At 65.3% G+C, this 16,330-nt stretch carries 18 protein-coding genes; 8 read left to right on the forward strand and 10 right to left on the reverse strand.

Going from position 1 to position 16,330, the window contains the following annotated elements; genetic code table 11:
* Window positions 1–23 precede the first annotated feature (23 nt).
* Entirely contained in the window at window positions 24–2,108 is a 2,085-nt protein-coding gene (locus ACZ5AC_RS04465; RefSeq protein ID WP_464249753.1) for a sigma-54-dependent Fis family transcriptional regulator, read from the reverse strand.
* 306 nt (window positions 2,109–2,414) lie between these two features.
* Between ACZ5AC_RS04465 and ACZ5AC_RS04470 the strand changes: the two genes are divergently transcribed.
* The 6 genes from ACZ5AC_RS04470 to ACZ5AC_RS04495 are packed head-to-tail and all read left to right on the forward strand — an operon-like array spanning window position 2,415 to window position 7,520.
* On the forward strand, window positions 2,415–3,755 hold the full coding sequence (locus ACZ5AC_RS04470; RefSeq protein ID WP_464249754.1) for a 2-oxo acid dehydrogenase subunit E2: 1,341 nt from the start codon (window positions 2,415–2,417) through the stop codon (window positions 3,753–3,755).
* Between the two features lie 7 nt (window positions 3,756–3,762).
* Window positions 3,763–4,125: a Lin0512 family protein gene (locus ACZ5AC_RS04475; protein ID WP_464249755.1), complete on the forward strand. Its 363-nt coding sequence runs from the start codon at window positions 3,763–3,765 to the stop codon at window positions 4,123–4,125.
* Between the two features lie 35 nt (window positions 4,126–4,160).
* Window positions 4,161–5,120 carry a thiamine pyrophosphate-dependent dehydrogenase E1 component subunit alpha gene (locus ACZ5AC_RS04480; RefSeq protein ID WP_464249756.1) on the forward strand — a complete coding sequence of 320 codons (960 nt, stop codon included), beginning with the start codon at window positions 4,161–4,163 and terminating at the stop codon, window positions 5,118–5,120.
* A 20-nt stretch (window positions 5,121–5,140) separates the two neighbouring features.
* Window positions 5,141–6,112: an alpha-ketoacid dehydrogenase subunit beta gene (locus ACZ5AC_RS04485; protein WP_464249757.1), complete on the forward strand. Its 972-nt coding sequence runs from the start codon at window positions 5,141–5,143 to the stop codon at window positions 6,110–6,112.
* Between the two features lie 60 nt (window positions 6,113–6,172).
* Window positions 6,173–7,156, forward strand: a complete 984-nt coding sequence (locus ACZ5AC_RS04490; RefSeq protein WP_464249758.1) for an NAD(+)/NADH kinase — start codon at window positions 6,173–6,175, stop codon at window positions 7,154–7,156.
* A gap of 43 nt (window positions 7,157–7,199) precedes the next feature.
* Window positions 7,200–7,520 carry a DUF6506 family protein gene (locus ACZ5AC_RS04495; protein ID WP_464249759.1) on the forward strand — a complete coding sequence of 107 codons (321 nt, stop codon included), beginning with the start codon at window positions 7,200–7,202 and terminating at the stop codon, window positions 7,518–7,520.
* A gap of 6 nt (window positions 7,521–7,526) precedes the next feature.
* Here ACZ5AC_RS04495 and ACZ5AC_RS04500 read toward each other — a convergent pair whose 3' ends face one another.
* The 6 genes from ACZ5AC_RS04500 to ACZ5AC_RS04525 all read right to left on the reverse strand — a co-directional run bounded on the left by ACZ5AC_RS04500 (window position 7,527) and on the right by ACZ5AC_RS04525 (window position 12,124).
* Entirely contained in the window at window positions 7,527–7,919 is a 393-nt protein-coding gene (locus ACZ5AC_RS04500; RefSeq protein WP_464249760.1) for a PaaI family thioesterase, read from the reverse strand.
* 57 nt (window positions 7,920–7,976) lie between these two features.
* Window positions 7,977–8,303 (reverse strand): carboxymuconolactone decarboxylase family protein, encoded by a 327-nt coding sequence (locus tag ACZ5AC_RS04505; protein WP_464249761.1) that lies wholly within the window; start codon window positions 8,301–8,303, stop codon window positions 7,977–7,979.
* 177 nt (window positions 8,304–8,480) lie between these two features.
* Complete coding sequence (locus tag ACZ5AC_RS04510; protein ID WP_464249762.1) at window positions 8,481–9,458, reverse strand: lipoate--protein ligase; 978 nt, start codon at window positions 9,456–9,458, stop codon at window positions 8,481–8,483.
* 261 nt (window positions 9,459–9,719) lie between these two features.
* On the reverse strand, window positions 9,720–10,697 hold the full coding sequence (locus ACZ5AC_RS04515; protein ID WP_464249763.1) for an alpha-ketoacid dehydrogenase subunit beta: 978 nt from the start codon (window positions 10,695–10,697) through the stop codon (window positions 9,720–9,722).
* A 29-nt stretch (window positions 10,698–10,726) separates the two neighbouring features.
* Window positions 10,727–11,689: a thiamine pyrophosphate-dependent dehydrogenase E1 component subunit alpha gene (locus ACZ5AC_RS04520; RefSeq protein WP_464249764.1), complete on the reverse strand. Its 963-nt coding sequence runs from the start codon at window positions 11,687–11,689 to the stop codon at window positions 10,727–10,729.
* Window positions 11,690–11,809: 120 nt separating this feature from the next.
* The gene (locus ACZ5AC_RS04525; RefSeq protein ID WP_464249765.1) at window positions 11,810–12,124 is read right to left on the reverse strand and encodes a BON domain-containing protein; all 315 of its coding nucleotides are present in this window, start codon (window positions 12,122–12,124) and stop codon (window positions 11,810–11,812) included.
* A 435-nt stretch (window positions 12,125–12,559) separates the two neighbouring features.
* Here ACZ5AC_RS04525 and ACZ5AC_RS04530 point away from each other — a divergent pair, with 435 nt between their 5' ends.
* On the forward strand, window positions 12,560–13,693 hold the full coding sequence (locus ACZ5AC_RS04530; protein WP_464249766.1) for a DUF362 domain-containing protein: 1,134 nt from the start codon (window positions 12,560–12,562) through the stop codon (window positions 13,691–13,693).
* A gap of 110 nt (window positions 13,694–13,803) precedes the next feature.
* Here the strand turns inward: ACZ5AC_RS04530 and ACZ5AC_RS04535 are convergent, their stop codons facing one another.
* Genes ACZ5AC_RS04535 through ACZ5AC_RS04545 form a run of 3 tightly spaced genes read right to left on the reverse strand, consistent with a single transcriptional unit; the run spans window position 13,804 to window position 15,697 of the window.
* Window positions 13,804–14,223, reverse strand: a complete 420-nt coding sequence (locus ACZ5AC_RS04535) for an arsenate reductase ArsC (protein WP_464249767.1) — start codon at window positions 14,221–14,223, stop codon at window positions 13,804–13,806.
* 8 nt (window positions 14,224–14,231) lie between these two features.
* A complete protein-coding gene (arsB, locus tag ACZ5AC_RS04540; RefSeq protein WP_464249768.1) occupies window positions 14,232–15,329 on the reverse strand; it encodes an ACR3 family arsenite efflux transporter in 1,098 nt (365 codons plus the stop codon).
* Between the two features lie 20 nt (window positions 15,330–15,349).
* The gene (locus tag ACZ5AC_RS04545; protein WP_464249769.1) at window positions 15,350–15,697 is read right to left on the reverse strand and encodes an ArsR/SmtB family transcription factor; all 348 of its coding nucleotides are present in this window, start codon (window positions 15,695–15,697) and stop codon (window positions 15,350–15,352) included.
* Between the two features lie 175 nt (window positions 15,698–15,872).
* Here ACZ5AC_RS04545 and ACZ5AC_RS04550 point away from each other — a divergent pair, with 175 nt between their 5' ends.
* Entirely contained in the window at window positions 15,873–16,322 is a 450-nt protein-coding gene (locus ACZ5AC_RS04550) for a ZIP family transporter (protein WP_464249770.1), read from the forward strand.
* The last annotated feature ends 8 nt before the right edge of the window (window positions 16,323–16,330 follow it).

Raw genomic sequence — 16,330 nt, forward strand, 5'->3', positions numbered from 1 at the left:
TGCGGCGCACGGGCGGCAGGAGATCAGCTTCCTTCGGTGATCCCCAGCCGGCGCATCTTGGCGTAGAGCGTGTTGCGGCCGATGCCCAGCTCCTTCGCCGTTCGCGACATGTTGCCCGCATGTCGTTCCAGGACTTCGCGGATGATGTCGGCTTCCTGGTACCGCAGTGAGCCGGAGCGGAGCTTCCCCGAGGTTCTGGGCGCAGCGGCCGACGTGCGGAGATGCTGCGCGAGGTCTCCGACCCGGAGGAGGGGCCCCTCCATGGCGTTCAAGGCATGTTCAATGGCGTTGATCAGTTCGCGCACGTTGCCGGGCCAGTGGTGGGCGCGAAGCCGGGCCAGGGCGGCTTCCTCGATGCCCTGGAAGGGCAGGCCGAATTCGCGGGCCAGCCGCTCGGCGTGCGCCCGGGCCAGGGTCTCGATGTCGCTCCCTCGCTCGCGCAGGGGCGGGATGTGGATGCGGACCACGTTCAGGCGATAGAGGAGGTCCGGCCTGAAGCGGCCCTGGGCCGCCTCCTGCTCCAGGTCCTTGTTGGTGGCGGCGATGATCTTCACGTCCACGGGGATGGCGCGCCCGCCGCCGACCCGCATGACCTTCCGGTCCTCCAGCACGCGCAACAGATTGACCTGCATGGCCAGCGGCATCTCGCCGATCTCGTCCAGAAACAGGGTGCCCGTGTCGGCCAGTTCGAACTTGCCGGGACGGCCCTTGCGGTCCGCGCCGGTGAAGGAGCCGCCGGTGTAGCCGAAGAGCTCGCTCTGGATCAGTTCCGGGGCGATGGCCCCGCAGTTCACGGCCACGAAGGGTCCGTCGGAGCGACCGCTTTCGGCGTGGATGCCGCGGGCGAACAGCTCCTTGCCCGTGCCGGACTCGCCCGTCAGCAGCACGGTGGACGGCGTGCGCGCGGCCTTGAGGGCCAGGCCGATGGCCCGGGCGATGGCCGGGCTCTGGCCGAGGATGCATCCGAGCCCCTGCCGTTGCTCCGTTTCGCCGGCTTCATGCTTCAGGCTGCCGGCCAGGCGCGGAGAGACGGTGCGGTCGCGCCGCGGGGCGCGCTGCGGCTCCATGACGGCAACCACGGTGCCGACCCAGGTGCCGTTCAGGGAGTACATGGGCGTGGCCCGGGCCAGAAGTTCGTGGCTGACGCGGCAGGGCATGGGGATGGCCGCGGCTTGCCCGTCTCGGTGGCAGGCCAGGAACGCGCCGTAGTCGAAGAACCTGTCCGCAGGCTGCCCCTGCAGGGCCGCTCCGGGCACCCCGAGCAGCGTTTCGGCGGCGATGTTGGCGTCGGAGATGAAGCCTCGGCAGTCGATGGAAATCATGCCGGTCAGCACCGAATTGAAGGCCGCGGCCACCAGGGACCCCGAGCGGTGTTCGAGTTCCGCGCAGTGCTGCTTGAAGAGGCGCTTTTCGAGCACGCGCACGGCGTCCAGGACCAGGGTCAGGGCCAGGGCGTGGTCCCCTTCGGAGGGGCCGGAGATGTCGAAGCAGCCGACGATGTTGCCGAGGGGGTCGAAAATGGCGGCTGCGGAACAGCTCCAGCTGTGGTGGCTCTCGCAGTAGTGCTCTCGGCCGAAGACCTGGGTCGGCTTGCCCGTGACCAGGGCCGTGCCGATGGCGTTGGTGCCGACGCTGCCCTCGGCCCACAGCGCCCCGGGCCCGAAGTTGAGCTTGTCGGCCAGCTTGAGCGTGTCGGGGTCCCCGCTGGTCCTCACCACGTAACCCTCGGCCGTGGTCAGGGTCATGAGCAGATTGCGGTCCCTGATGGCGGCGTAGACGTCGTTCTCGACGTCGCGGGCGAGGCTTCGCAGCCTGCCCGCAGCGGGTTCGAGGCTCTCCATGGGCAGGAAGTTCCAGCACTTGCGCGGTCCGGGATCGACGTCCTGCTTGCGGCAGCGGCTCCAGGACTCCCGCAGGGCCCGGTTGAGGCCTGTGACATCATGGTGCCCGGTCCGCATGAACTGTGACCACTGGGCGTAGCTCACGCTGCACTGTCCCGGGCGATTCATCCCGGAAAGCTCAGGTGCGCCCCCCTCGCCGGGGTCGGCCAGTCCCGTCTCTTCCCGCCGCACGTCAAACCCGTGCTTGTCCCAAACCAATGTGTACATGGCGATACCTCTTGGTTTGCGCCTTATCCTCGCAGTTTCCGCATACTTTCCCAGTAAACCTGCATGGTCAAGTGTTCCGTTTCCGAACACCGTTCTATTGCTGTGTCACAACATACTGATTTCAATGGACGGCCACGGTGTTGCTCCGCGGTTGTATCCATCGTTCGCTTTTCCTGTTCGCTTCCGGAACAATCGGTCAGGTGCGATGGTGTTTTGTAATATCCTGTTTTGTATAGAGATTTACTGAGGAATACAGTGGCGCCCCCGTTGCAAAACAGACAGCAATACCAAAAGGAGGTGTTACTGGTGGCACACAATGCAATCATGCCCAAGTGGGGCCTGACCATGAAGGAAGGCAAGATCACCCGCTGGCTCAAGCAGGAAGGCGAGAGCGTTGCGGCGGGCGAAGCGCTTTTCGAGGTCGAAACCGACAAGATCACCAATACAGTGGAAGCCCCGTCATCGGGCGTTCTATTTCAGATTGTCGTTCCCGCCGGCAACGTCGCCCCGGTGCAGGCCGTTGTCGGCGTCATCGCCGAGTCCGGCGAGACTCCTGACCGTGTGGCCGGGGGTGCCGTGCAGGCTGCCGCCGTCCCGAAGGAGGCCAAGGCCGCGTCCGTCCCGGCGGCAGCCGGCGGGGAATTCGTCCCGGCCACACCGGCCGCGCGCAAGTTGGCCAAAGAACTCGGCGTCGACCTGGGCGCCGTGCAGGGCACAGGTCCCGGCGGCCGCGTCACCGAAAAGGACGTCCAGGACTTCAAGGACTCCGGCCCGGCGATCAACGCCAGCCCGCAGGCCATCGAGTTCGCCCGCGCACACGGCATCGACCTGAGCGAAATCCCGGGCACGGGCCCCGGAGGCAAGGTCACCAAGGTCGACATCCTGCGGGCCATGCAGCCCCAGGCAGCACCCAAGCCCGCGGGTGGCGCGTCGGCCGTGTCCGCGCCGGTTCCGGCCGAGGCCAAGGTCGTGCCTATGGAGGGCATCCGCCGGCTCATCGCCGAGAACATGAAGGCCAGCCTGAACAACGCCGCCCAGCTCTCGGTCTTCGTCGAGACCGACGTCACGGCCATGGTCTCCCTGCGCGACCTCTTCCTGGCCCGCAACAAGAAGAACCCTGACTACCGCCTCTCCTACAACGACATCATTTCCTACGCAGTGTGCCGGGCCCTGAAGAAGCATCCCATGATGAACTCCACCCAGACCGGCGATTCCATCTACCTGCACGAGCACGTCAACCTCGGTGTGGCCGTGGCCCTGGATAACGGCCTCATCGTCCCCAACGTCAAGAACGCCGACACCCTGGGCCTGGACGCCCTGGCCGCGGCCGTGCGCGACGTGGCCGGGCGGGCGCGCAAGGGCGGCCTGACCATGGACGAGATCAGCGGCGGCACCTTCACCATCACCAATGTCAGCATGCTCGGCATGGACGGCTTCACGCCCATCCTGAACCCGCCGGAGACGGGCATCCTGGGCGTGGGACGCGTGGTGGAGAAGCCCGGCGTGTTCGAGGGCGGGATCTGCGTCCGCAAGTACATGACCCTGTCCCTGACCTTTGACCACCGTGTCACCGACGGCGCTCCGGCCATGACCTTCCTGCGCTACCTGGCCGACCTGCTTGAACAGCCCGTCCTGATGCTGGCGTGAGGCGGCCATGAAACGTTTTGCCATCGAACTGGGCTACGGGGCCGACCTGCACGGGGCCGACATGACCAAGGCCGCCGCGCGCGCCGTGCGCGACGCCATGTCCAGGGTCTGCCTGGCCGGGCTGGTGGAGATCCTGGGCCTGACGAACTTCGCCGGCGTGCACGTGCACGTCGAGGTGGCCGTGCCCTGCCCCGAGGCCGTGGATACCGCGGCGCTTGCCGCTCTGGTGCCCATCGGCACGGTCAGCGTGAAGGTGGTGCAGGGCGGCCTGCGCACGGCCGGGCTCCTGGTCGAGCGCTTCGGCCCGGACCAGAGCGACATCGTGGCCGCCTGCGCGGCCCTGACCGTGTCCGTGGAACGTACGGAATAATATCCGCGTGCAGCGCGGAAAAACTGGAGGAAACAATGAGTCACGACAAAGAGATCATGGTGAAGATGTACACGACCATGAACAAGATCCGCATGTTCGAGAGCATGCTGCAGGAGTACTTCGCCGCGGGCAAGATCCCTGGCTTCGTGCACCTGTACCTGGGCGAGGAGGCGGTGGCCGTGGGCGCCTGCGCCTGCCTGACGGACAGGGACAGCATCACCAGCACCCACCGCGGCCACGGGCACCTCATCGCCAAGGGCGGTGACCTCAAGCTCATGATGGCCGAGATCTTCGGCAAGAGCACGGGCTACTGCAAGGGCAAGGGCGGATCCATGCACATCGCCGACGTGGACCTGGGCATCCTCGGCGCCAACGGCATCGTCGGCGGCGGCGGCCCTTTGGCCACGGGGGCGGCTCTGGCGGCCAAGTACCGCAAGACCCAGGACGTGACGGTCTGCTTCTTCGGCGACGGCGCGTCCAACCAGGGCACGACCCAGGAATCCCTGAACCTGGCCAGCGCCTGGAAGCTTCCTGTGGTCTTCGTCAATGAAAACAACGGCTACGGCATATCCTGTCCGCAGTGCAAGTCCATGGCCGTGACGGACATCGCCGACCGCGCCGCCGCCTACGACATGCCCGGTGTGGTGGTGGACGGCAACGACGTCCTGGCCGTGCACGAGGCCGTGGGCGAGGCAGTGAAGCGCGCCCGCCGCGGCGAGGGCCCGACGCTCATCGAGTGCAAGACCTACCGCTGGCGCGGGCATTTCGAGGGCGACGCCTGCACGTATCGTTGCGTGGAGGAACTGAACGAATGGATGGCCAAGGATCCCATTCCCCGTTTCGAGGAGAAGCTGGTCGAGAGCGGGCTGGTCACGGCCACGGAGCTCGAGGGGATAAAGGCGGCGGTGAAGAAGGAACTGGACGCGGCCCTGGAGTTCGCCCAGTCGAGCCCGCTGCCCGAATTGTCCGCCCTGCTTGAGGATGTTTACGCCTAACCCGCAACACGGAGAGAATCATGGCCAAGAAAACATATCTGCAGGCCCTCAACGAGGCCCTCGCACAGGAAATGGAAAGGGATCCCAACGTGTTCATCCTCGGTGAGGACGTGGGGCGGTTCGGCGGGTGCTTCGGCGTTACCCAGGGGCTTTTCGACCGCTTCGGCGAGGAGCGGGTCATGGATACGCCCATCACCGAGAGCGTCATCGTCGGCGCGGCCGCCGGCGCGGCGGCCTCGGGCCTGCGGCCCGTGGCCGAGCTCATGTTCGTGGACTTCATCGGCGTGGCCCTGGACCAACTCTTCAACCAGGCCGTCAAGATGCGCTACATGTTCGGCGGCAAGGCCAAGGTGCCGATGGTCCTGCGCATGCCTCAGGGCGCGGGCATCGGCGCGGCCGCGCAGCACTCCCAGTCCCTGGAGGCGTGGTTCATGCACATCCCCGGCCTGAAGGTGGCCATCCCCTCCAGCCCGGCTGACGCCAAGGGCATGCTCATCAGCGCCATCCGCGACGACAACCCCGTGGTCTTCCTTGAGCACAAGCTGCTCTACGGCGTGGAAGGGGACGTGCCCGAGGAGAGCTACACCGTCGAGTTCGGCAAGGCTGACATCAAGCGCGAGGGCACGGACGTGACCGTGGTGGCTACCTCGAAGATGGTCTACTCGGCCCTGGAGGCTGCCGAGACCCTGGCCAAGGACGGCATCAGCATCGAGGTGGTGGACCCGCGCAGCCTGCTGCCGCTGGACACGGAGACCATCCTGAACTCCGTGCGCAAGACCCACGCCCTGGTCATCGCCCACGAGGCCGTCGGTTTTGCCGGCCCCGGCGCCGAGATCGCCGCGCAGGTTGCCGAAAAGGCCTTCGACTACCTCGATGCGCCCATCACCCGCGTGGCCGCGCCGTTCTGCCCGGTGCCCTTTTCGCCGCCGCTGGAGCAGGCCTTCATCCCCGGCGCCGACGAGATCGTGAAGGCGGTCCGGGCTTTGCGCTAGAACCATTGTCCCTGCGGAGACCCCTTCCGCAGGGACTTTTCCCTTTTTGAGGAGGTGTGCGTGAGTCTTGCCGCCATCGTGGCCAATCCCGCCTCGGGCAAGGACATCCGCCGTCTGGTGGCCCACGGCAGCGTCTTCGACAACCAGGAGAAGGTGCGCATGGTGCGCCGCCTGCTGCTGGGACTGGAGCGGGCCGGGGTGGAGCGGGTGCTGTACATGCCCGAAGGCTACGGCATCGTGCCCCGCGCCCTGAACGCCATCCGTCCGGACATGGCCGTGGAGGCCCTGGAGATGCCCGTGCGCAACAGCCAGGAGGACTCCATCCGCGCCGCGGAGATCATGGAGACCCTGGGTGTCGGCGTGGTCGTCGTGCTTGGCGGGGACGGCACCAGCCGGGCCGTGTGCAAGGGGCTGTCGGACACGCCCGTCCTGCCGCTCTCCACCGGCACCAACAACGTCTTTCCGTATATGCTCGAAGCCACGGTGGCCGGGCTGGCCGCCGGGCTCGTGGCCACGGGCGCGGTGGAGCGGGAGACGGCCTGCGTGCGTTCCACGGCCCTGGAGATCCTGGTCGACGGCGAGGTCGCCGACCTGGCCCTGGTGGACGCGGCGGTGTACGAGGACGTGTTCGTGGCCTCGCGCGCGGTATGGGACATGAGCAAGGTCTCGAAGCTCTGCCTGACGCGCTGCCGGCCGGACAGCATCGGTCTTTCGGCCGTGGGCGGCCAGGTGGAGCTGATCCGTCCCGAGGAGTCACGCGGTCTGGCTCTGGAGTTGGGGCCTGACGCGGCCGAACGTGTCGTGGCGGCCATCGCGCCGGGGCTGTTCGAGGAGGTGGGCATTCTGCGCCGGGAGATCATGGAGCCCGGTGTCCTGTATCCTGTCGGGCATGCGCCGTGCCTCGTCGCCCTGGACGGCGAACGCGAGGTCTCGGTGCGGCGCGGCAGCGAGGCCGCCATCCGCCTGACCGTTGACGGGCCTTGGGTGGTGGATGTGGGGCGGGTCATGGAGGCGGCCAGGATTCGACGGATTTTCGCGCGCTGAACGTCAACCGGCCGGGATGGTCCGGCCGTTCAAGGAGAAGATCATGAGCGAGCCACTCAAGGCGGCATTCCTGTTCATCGCCCCCGAGGCGGACCCGGCCGTGCACCGTCAGTGGGTGCGCACTCCGGCCGTGCATGTCCTGGCCATCGCCGTGGCCTCCTATGCCCAGGCCGAGGAGATCGCGCCCAGGTTGGTGGTCGAGGAGGGTATCGGCGCCTTCGAACTGTGCGGCGGCTTCGGCCATGAAGGCGCGGCCAGGGTCGCTGCCGGCGTCGGCGTGCCCGTGGGCGTGGTCCGTTTCGACGGCCATCCCGGCCTCGGCAACGTCAGCGGCGACAGCCTGTTCGGACGCCGGAGGGCCTGATTCCGGCTACTTTGCAGGTGCGAGGACGTGCTCCTTGGGCACGAAGCAGGTGAAGCGGCCGGTAAAGACCGCTTCACCGTCCAGGAGCACCTCCACGCCGACAAAATGCTTGCGGTCCTGGACTGGTTCCAGGACCGCGACCGCCTCCAGCACCTGTCCCGCGCGTACGGGCTTCAGAAACCGGCACTCGGCCGCACCGAGGACCACGGTGGGCTGGTTCACGGCCAGCATGGCCGCGTAGTCGGCCAGGCCGAAGACGAAACCGCCGTGCACCAGACCGCTGTCGTCGGACTTCATGCTGTCGAGGGTGGTCAGTACGACCCGGCATTTTCCGGGTTCCAGTTCGACGGCCTTCCCGCACAGTGAGGCGTCGATGCCTTGGTGTGTCGCGATTTCCATACGCCGGGTCTTCCTTGCCTGCAGGGTTCGGGGCCGCCGCAGCGGCCCGCTGGTTGTCTAGCCGAAAAGATCCTCGATCTCCTCGAACACGTTTCGCATATACATCATCTTGGGCGAGCCGCCCATGGAGATGGCCAGCATGGCCGCCTGCAGGATTTCCTCCCGCGAAAGGCCGGCGGCCGCGCCGTTCTGGACGTGGATGGATATGCACTGTTCGCACTGCGACATGAGGGCGCAGGCGATGAGGATCATCTCCTGGGTCTTGTGGTCGATGGGGCCGAACTCGGAGATGGTCTTGGTGAACGCCAGATAGTTCTTGAACACGTCGCCCGATTCCGTCTGCATCTTGGACAGGGCGATGGCGGCCTTTTCTGCTGCTTCCATACGATACTCCATAGAGGTTGATTGATGATCGTATGGAAGAATGAGCAAGGAGCGGGCCACGCGGGCGCTTCCCGCGGAGCATCGAGCAGGCGGCGATTTGCGGCCTTGCGGGTGCGTCCGGGGTGTTCCGGAGTGTTCGGCTCGGGAACATCGCTCCGAATCCGAACACCCGGCCGATCAGAACAGGCAGTCCAGGAAGGCCTCCTCGTCCAGGTCGCGGATGTAGTCCTCCGTCCGCACGCCCTCCAGGGCCCCCTGGATGTCCGCGCGCTCGTGGCGGCATCCGGCCAGCAAAGCCTCCAGTTCGGCCACCGGGCGCACGCCGAAGAAGTCCCCGAAGATGCGGGCGGCGCGGATGCGGCCGTGATGCACGTCCAGGTGGACCTCCACCAGCCCGCCCGGAGTTTTGCGGCACTGGGCGATGCCGTAGTCCGGCGAGGCCCCGAAGTTCCAGTCCCAGGTGCCGTATTTGGCCCGCACCAGTTCGCGGATTCCCGCCTCTTCATCGGGGCGCAGGCCCAGGGCGTGGCCGGGGGCGCCGCCCGAGACGTGGTCCATGACGCGGGAGATGAAGGTCTCGACGTCCATGGGTGCGGGCAGGTGGCTCGAAATGTTCGTGACCCGCTTCTTCACGCTCTTGACCGCCTTGTCCTCGAACTTGAGCGGGTTGGCCTTGAGGGCACCGGACAGGTCGGCCATCTGGGCCGAGAAGAGCAGGGTGCCGTGGTGCAGGACGCGGTCCTTCTCGATGAGCTGGGCGTTGCCCGAGAATTTGAGGCCGTCGATGGTCAGGTCGTTTCGCCCCTCGAACCGGCAGTCCACGCCCATGGCCCGCAGGGCTTCGAGGATGGGGGCCGTGAAGCGGTGGAAGTCGAGGTGCCGGCTCTGGCTGCCGAGCTGGATGAAAGAGAAGTTGACGTTGCCCAGGTCGTGGAACACGGCCCCGCCGCCGGTCATGCGACGGATGACCGTGATGTCGTGCTCGCGTACGTAGGCCTCGTCGATCTCGGCGGCGGTGTTCTGGTTTCGCCCGACGATGACCGCCCGGTGGTTGCGCCAGAGCATGAAGATGTCCTCGTCCGTGTTGCGCAGCAGCCATTCCTCGGCGGCGAGGTTGAAGGCCGGGTCGGTGTGGGGGTGGTGGATGTAACGCATGGGAGCTCCTTGTTTCGTTGGCGGCCATCAAAAACGATGCCGGGCGGGTTTGTCCAGTCGGATGTTTCCGCTTCGCCCCGCGCGCAAAAAAACTGTTGGTGTGGACCCAAGGCCGTGCCGGCAGCGACGGAGGGCCTGCACGCGCAAAGGCCGGCAACGCGATGAAGCGTAATGCCGGCCTTTGCGCGTCTCATCGTTCCGACCTGCGGGGCATGACCGCGGTGCGGCCTTCTTCCCGGTCGGGGAGGATGTGCGGGGACTTCAGACGATTTCCTTCACCGCCGCGATCAGCTGCCCTTCGTCCGGAATGTAGAAGCGCTCCAGGGGCGGGCTGGCCGGGACCGGGATGTCCGGACCGGTCACGCGCCGCAGGGGGGCCCTCAGGCTCTCGAACGCCTGTTCCATGACCACCGCCGCCACCTCCCCGGCGAAGCCGCCCGTGCGGCAGGCCTCGTGCAGGACGACCAGGCGGCCGGTCTTGCGCACCGAGGCAAGGATGGTCTCCGTGTCCAGGGGGGACAGGGTGCGCAGGTCCACGACCTCGGCCTCGATCCCCTCGGCGGCCAGCGTCTCGGCCGCCCTCAGGGCCACGCCGAGCATCTTGGACCAGGTGACCACGGTCACGTCCCGTCCCGGCCGCTTGACGTCGGCCTGGCCGATGGGGATCAGGTACTCCCCTTCGGGGACCGGCCCCGGCGCGAAGTAGAGCATCATGTCCTCGATGAAGACCACGGGGTTGGGGTCCCGGATGGCGGACTTGAGAAGCCCCTTGGCGTCGGCCGGCGTGGAGGGCATGACCACCTTCAGGCCCGGGCAGTGGGCGACCCAGGCCTCCAGGTTGTGGGAGTGCTGGCACCCGGCGCCGAAGCCCGCCCCGGACTTCATGCGCACCACCAGCGGGAAGGACGACTTGCCGCCCGAGAGGTAGCGCAGTTTGGCGGCGTGGTTGACGATCATGTCCGAGGCCAGGGTGAAGAACGGGTTGAACATGATCTCCACCACGGGCTTAAGCCCCGCTTCCGCCGCGCCCACGGCCAGCCCCGCGATGGCCGCTTCCGAGACGGGCGTGTCCCTGACGCGCGTTGGCCCGAACTCCGCCAGCAGCCCGTGCGTGGGGAGCATGGGGCTGTCGTGGATGCTCACGCCGACGCCCTCGCCGGCGATGAAGACGCCCGAGTCCCGGATCATTTCCTCGCGCAGGGCCTGGTTCACGGCCTGTCCCATTCCTAAGTGCTGCATTGCGGCTCCTTGTGTGCGTTCCGGTTGCTTCAGGCAAAGACGTCTTCGAGGGCCTCGTGGGGTTCCGGGTAGGGGCTCTCCTCGGCGAAGCGGATGGCCTCCTGCACGACGGCCTCGGCCTGCGCCTCCATCGCCCTGACCTCGTCCGCGGTGACGAGCCCCTCGGCGAGCATGTCGGCGCGCAGCCTCGGAATGGGGCACGCGGCCTGCCAGCGGGCGATCTCGTCCTTGGGCTGGTAGAGCTGCGTGTCGTTTTCGCCGTGGCCCCGCCAGCGGTAGGTCTTGTATTCGATCAGAGTCGGGCCCTCTCCGGCCAGGGCCCGCTGGCGGGCCTCCCTGACCGAGTCGTAGACCGCCGCGGCGTCGTTGCCGTCGACCACCACGCCGGGCATGGCGTATCCGGCCGCCCGGTCGGCGATATTGGCGGCCCTGGTGTGCTCCTCGTAGCGCTGGGCGCCGGCGTAGACGTTGTTCTCGCAGACGAAGACGACCGGGAGGCGCCACACGCTGGCCAGGTTCATGGCCTCGTGCACGGAGCCCTCGTTGGCCGCACCGTCGCCGATGAAGCAGACGGTCACGCGCTTTTCGCCCCTGTACTGCTGGGCAAAGGCCCGGCCCACGGCGATGGGCGGCCCTCCGCCGACCACGGTGGTCGTGCAGGGCGCGTTGACCTCCGGCACGGCCAGGTGCAGCGTGCCGCTCTTGCCCTTGTTGCACCCCGTCCTCTTGCAGAAGATTTCGGCCATCAGCAGATTCGGGTCCGCGCCCTTGGCCAGCAGGTGGCTGTGGCTGCGGTGGTTGGTGATGATGACGTCCTCCGCCTCCAGGGCGGCGCAGACCCCGGCGCCGACGGCCTCCTGGCCCGTGCACAAGATCATCATCCCCGGAATCTTGTTCTTGATTTTGCACAGCTCCGTCAGCTCCTCCTCGAATTTTCGGGCCAGGAGCATGGAACGGAGCATTTCAAGTTTTTTTTCTTTTGATGCGGGCATGTGTTCTCCTCATGCAGCGCGAGAGTTGGGGGCCCGGCAGCCATATCACGTGCCCGCGGGATCGCCGGTCGGCGATCCCGCGTGATGCCGGGCTGTCCGGCGTGTATGTTCAGCCGGGGGTCATTTGACCACGAGGTCATTCTTGACCGACTTCACCCCCTTGACGCCGCGGGCGACCTGGCCCGCCTTGTTGACGCTGGCCGCGGAGTCGACAAAACCGCTCAACTGCACGACGCCCTTGAACGTGACCACCGTGATCTGCAGCGTCTTCAGGGACTCTTCGGCGAATATGGCGGCCTTGACCTTGGTCGTGATGGCGGAATCGTCGATGTACTGTCCGGTGCTTTCGCGCGTCTTTGTTCCGGCGCAGCCCACGAAAGACGCGACCAGCAGCACGCACAGCATGATTTTCATGATCTTCAGACAATTATTCATAGTGGTACCTCCGTTATGCCAGTGTGGCGTTGCATACCCGCATTGTCGTATCGCACCGCATCCATACGATGAGGTTCGGAACGGACTCCCGGGCGATGCGGCCTCGGGGGGTCAGGGCCGTCGTCGCGTCCTGTTTCTCGTTCCCCGCACGAACCATCGGCAGCGGGCAGAGCCCGCCCCGTGGCAAAATCGGTAGAGTCAACGATACGTAATTCTTGGTCTCATATCAACATTTCCGGATAAACGTCAGCCGCAACGCGCGCTTCGAGTGAACGATGAGTGGGGTGCTTCTTCTCGGGCTTTGATTTTTTCCGCTTCATAAGTGAAGACAGCCGGCATGAGGTCGTGCGAGGACGGGGTGGTGACGCAATTTTCGCGACCGATGCGCCGCGGCGTCCCGTGCAATCAAAATGTTGGAAAAGAAGGTGAGTGAAAATGGAGAAAGCGAAGGTATATTTTACCGATTTCCGCACGGTGGCCTTTGGTGACGGCCTGCCCACCAAGCTCAAGAAGATGATCAGGAAGGCCGGGATCGGGGAGATCGACATGGACGGGAAGTTCGTGGCCATCAAGCTGCATTTCGGCGAACTGGGCAACATCAGCTACCTCCGTCCCAACTACGCCAAGGCCGTGGCCGACGTGGTCAAGGAGTTGGGCGGCAAGCCGTTTCTGACGGACTGCAACACCATGTACCCGGGCAAGCGCAAGAACGCCCTGGAGCACCTGGAGTGCGCCTGGGAAAACGGGTTCACGCCGCTCTCCGTCGGCTGTCCCATCCTCATCGGCGACGGGTTGAAGGGAACGGACGATATCGCGGTACCCGTGGCAGGCGGGGAGTACGTGAAGCAGGCCAAGATCGGGCGGGCCGTCATGGACGCCGACGTGTTCATCAGCCTGACGCACTTCAAGGGCCACGAGATGACCGGGTTCGGCGGGACCATCAAGAACATCGGCATGGGCTGCGGCTCCCGGGCCGGCAAGACCGAGCAGCACAGCGGCGGCAAGGCGTCCATCGACGAGGCGAAGTGCCGCGGCTGCATGGCCTGCCTGAAGGAATGCGCCAACGACGGGCTCTTCTTTGAGGAGGACGTCAAAAAGATGCGTGTCAACGAGGAGAATTGCGTCGGCTGTGGCCGCTGCCTCGGGGCGTGTAATTTCGACGCCATAGCGTTCACGAACTTCGCGGCCAACGAACTCCTGAACCGGCGCATGGCGGAATACACCAAGGCGGTGGTAGACGGTCGTCCGTGCTTCCACATTTCCCTGATCGTCGACGTCTCACCCTTCTGCGATTGTCACGGGGAAAACGACGTGCCCATCCTGCCCAACCTGGGCATGTTCGCCTCCTTCGACCCGCTGGCCCTGGACCAGGCCTGCGTGGACGCCTGCATGCAGGCCAAGCCGCTTCCGGGGAGCCATCTCTTTGAGAACATGTCGAAGCTCGACTTCCTTGACCACCAGGACCACTTCAAAAACTGCACGCCCCAATCGGAATGGCGATCCTGCCTGGAGCATGCGGAAAAGATCGGGATTGGCACCCGGGAGTATGAGCTGATCGTCGTCAAATGAACTGAGCGAAATGGATGCGGGGCGCCCATGCGTTTGCCTGGGCGCCCCGCTTTTTTGGGCCTGCACGCATCCCTGCCGCCTGCGGCGTCGCGGGGTGCTTTCTCTGCGGATCAATCCAGAGAGCCGGGCAACCCGCTCACGAACTCCCGGATCTCATCGCGCACCCGGCGGTAGACGGACAGGATCTCCTCCTCGTCCGTCATGCCGGCGCACAGGCTCGGCGGGTCGTCGAAGCCGCGGTGCACCCGGCGGGCACGCCCCGGAAAGAAGGGGCACGTTTCGCTAGCGTGCCCGCACAGCGTGACCACCGCGTCGAACTCCAGGCTCGGCAGGTCGTCCAGGGTCTTGGACGAGTGGCCGGACATGTCCACCCCAGCTTCCTCCATCACGCGCACGGCGTACGGATTCATGCCGTGCCGGACGACTCCTGCCGAACTGGCCTCTATCGATCCCTTTTTGAGATGCTTGGTCCACGCTTCAGCCATTTGGCTGCGACAGGAGTTGCCGGTGCATAAGAAAAGGATTCGCATAGGAAACCTCAGGCCTTGGGTTTGACCCGCACGTGACAGACGCCCTGCAGGGTGGCCACGGCGTGGGGGAAGTATTTTTCCTTGAAGCGCAGGGCCACGCCGACCAGGCCGATGAGCACCGGAACTTCGACCAGGGGCCCGATGACCGCGGCGAAGGCCTGCCCCGAGTTGATGCCGAACACGGCGATGGCCACGGCGATGGCCAGCTCGAAGTTGTTGGATGCCGCCGTGAAGCTCAAGGTCGTGGACTGCTCGTAGGTCGCCCCGGCCTTGGCCGAGAGGTAGAAGGACACCAGGAACATGACCAGGAAGTAGATGGTCAGGGGGATGGCCACCCGCACCACGTCCATGGGCAGCTGCACGATGTACTCGCCCTTGAGGGAGAACATGACCAGGATGGTGAAGAGGAGGAAAATGAGCGTGAAGGGGCTGATCCTCGGGATAAAGACCTTTTCGTACCAGTCCTTGCCCTTGGTCTTCAGGCCCACGAAGCGGGTGATCATGCCGCCCAGGAAGGGTATGCCCAGGTAGATGAAGACGCTCTCGGCGATCTGGCCCATGGAGATGTCCACTTCCATGCCCTTCATGCCGAACCAGCCGGGCAGAATGGTGATGAAGACCCAGGCGTAGACCGAGAAGAAGAGGACCTGGAAGATGGAGTTGAAGGCCACCAGGCCCGCGCAGTACTCCGTGTCGCCCTTGGCCAGGTCGTTCCAAACGATGACCATGGCGATGCAGCGGGCCAGGCCGATGAGAATGAGGCCGACCATGTATTCCGGGTAGCCGGACAGCAGGGCGATAGCCAACAGGAACATGAGGATGGGCCCGATGACCCAGTTCTGGACCAGGGACAGGGCCAGGACGCGGCCGTTGCGGAAGACCTGGCCGAGCTCCTCGTATTTCACCTTGGCCAGGGGCGGGTACATCATGAGGATGAGGCCGATGGCGATGGGGATGTTGGTGGTTCCGACCTGAAAGGCGTTGATGACGTCCTTCACGCCGGGGGTGAGGTAGCCAAGCCCCACGCCGACGAACATGGCCAGGAAGATCCACAGGGTCAGGTAGCGGTCCAGAAAGGAGAGTTTGCGGATGACGGATTCGGTCATGGGGTCCTCTTTATGGGTTATCAGTCACAGGACTGCGACGGTTTGACGGCGAGATAGGCGAAATAGCGCCGGTCGTCGTCCCGGCAGGCGGCGTGCAGGGGCAGCTCTTCCTTGAGGATTCCGGCGATTCGCGTCTGGAGCGATGAAACCTCTTCCAGCAGGAGGTAGTGCATCCACTTCCCGCTGCGGCGGGCCTTGACCCAGCCCGCGTTCTTCAGGGACGCCAGGTGCCTGGACACGGTCGACTGCGGTATTTGCAGGGCTTCCGTCAGGTCGCACACGCACAGTTCTCCGTGGCGGAGGAGCGAGACGATTCGCAGCCGGGTGGGGTCGGACAGGGCTTTCAGGATTTCGGCGGTTCTTTCCATGTCCGAAGACATATTCGGATAGGCGGATATGTCAAGCCCTGAAATTCTTTTGTGCCCTGGCGGGCTCTGGGCGTAGTTCTGCAAGGGAGTAAAAATTCATGAGCCGGATAACGGGAGGTGGGCGGCGTTTGCCACCGGCAGGCCCCCGTTTCCAGTCACTGCAAGGAAGGGGTGCATGAACGAGGTCTGGTTTGCTCTGGGATTGACGGCTTTCGCCGGCCTGGCGACGGGTATCGGCAGCATCATCGCCTTCACGGCCAAGTTGTCGAGCTACCGCTTTTTGTCCGTGGCCACGGGTTTTTCGGCAGGGGTGATGCTCTACGTCTCCTTCGTCGAGATTTTTTTCAAGGGCCAGGAATCGCTGGTCCGGCATTACGGCGATCCAGCCGGTCATTGGGTCAACGCGGCCTCGTTTTTCGGCGGCATGCTCCTGATCGCCCTCATCGACAATCTTATCCCCGAAGAGACCAACCCCCATGAGATACCGTCCGAGGCCGAGTCGGACATGCTGCACGGCAAAAGCTCATCTGTCTGGGACATCGGCAAGAACGCCGCGTGTCCCAAGACGGCCAGGGCCACGACAGCCTCTTCGGCCTGGTGGGCGGCATGGTGGTCATGGCTTTGAGCCTGTTG

This window comes from Desulfomicrobium aestuarii (assembly GCF_055385525.1).

Bases quoted from the DNA above. Each gene is read 5' to 3' on its own strand.
- ACZ5AC_RS04550 (WP_464249770.1), top strand. From the start codon at position 15,873: ATGAACGAGGTCTGGTTTGCTCTGGGATTGACGGCTTTCGCCGGCCTG.
- ACZ5AC_RS04515 (WP_464249763.1), bottom strand. From the start codon at position 10,697: ATGCAGCACTTAGGAATGGGACAGGCCGTGAACCAGGCCCTGCGCGAG.
- ACZ5AC_RS04535 (WP_464249767.1), bottom strand. From the start codon at position 14,223: ATGCGAATCCTTTTCTTATGCACCGGCAACTCCTGTCGCAGCCAAATG.
- ACZ5AC_RS04545 (WP_464249769.1), bottom strand. From the start codon at position 15,697: ATGGAAAGAACCGCCGAAATCCTGAAAGCCCTGTCCGACCCCACCCGG.
- ACZ5AC_RS04485 (WP_464249757.1), top strand. From the start codon at position 5,141: ATGGCCAAGAAAACATATCTGCAGGCCCTCAACGAGGCCCTCGCACAG.
- ACZ5AC_RS04495 (WP_464249759.1), top strand. From the start codon at position 7,200: ATGAGCGAGCCACTCAAGGCGGCATTCCTGTTCATCGCCCCCGAGGCG.
- ACZ5AC_RS04465 (WP_464249753.1), bottom strand. From the start codon at position 2,108: ATGTACACATTGGTTTGGGACAAGCACGGGTTTGACGTGCGGCGGGAA.
- ACZ5AC_RS04480 (WP_464249756.1), top strand. From the start codon at position 4,161: ATGAGTCACGACAAAGAGATCATGGTGAAGATGTACACGACCATGAAC.
- ACZ5AC_RS04500 (WP_464249760.1), bottom strand. From the start codon at position 7,919: ATGGAAATCGCGACACACCAAGGCATCGACGCCTCACTGTGCGGGAAG.
- arsB (WP_464249768.1), bottom strand. From the start codon at position 15,329: ATGACCGAATCCGTCATCCGCAAACTCTCCTTTCTGGACCGCTACCTG.
- ACZ5AC_RS04525 (WP_464249765.1), bottom strand. From the start codon at position 12,124: ATGAATAATTGTCTGAAGATCATGAAAATCATGCTGTGCGTGCTGCTG.
- ACZ5AC_RS04520 (WP_464249764.1), bottom strand. From the start codon at position 11,689: ATGCCCGCATCAAAAGAAAAAAAACTTGAAATGCTCCGTTCCATGCTC.
- ACZ5AC_RS04505 (WP_464249761.1), bottom strand. From the start codon at position 8,303: ATGGAAGCAGCAGAAAAGGCCGCCATCGCCCTGTCCAAGATGCAGACG.
- ACZ5AC_RS04530 (WP_464249766.1), top strand. From the start codon at position 12,560: ATGGAGAAAGCGAAGGTATATTTTACCGATTTCCGCACGGTGGCCTTT.
- ACZ5AC_RS04475 (WP_464249755.1), top strand. From the start codon at position 3,763: ATGAAACGTTTTGCCATCGAACTGGGCTACGGGGCCGACCTGCACGGG.
- ACZ5AC_RS04510 (WP_464249762.1), bottom strand. From the start codon at position 9,458: ATGCGTTACATCCACCACCCCCACACCGACCCGGCCTTCAACCTCGCC.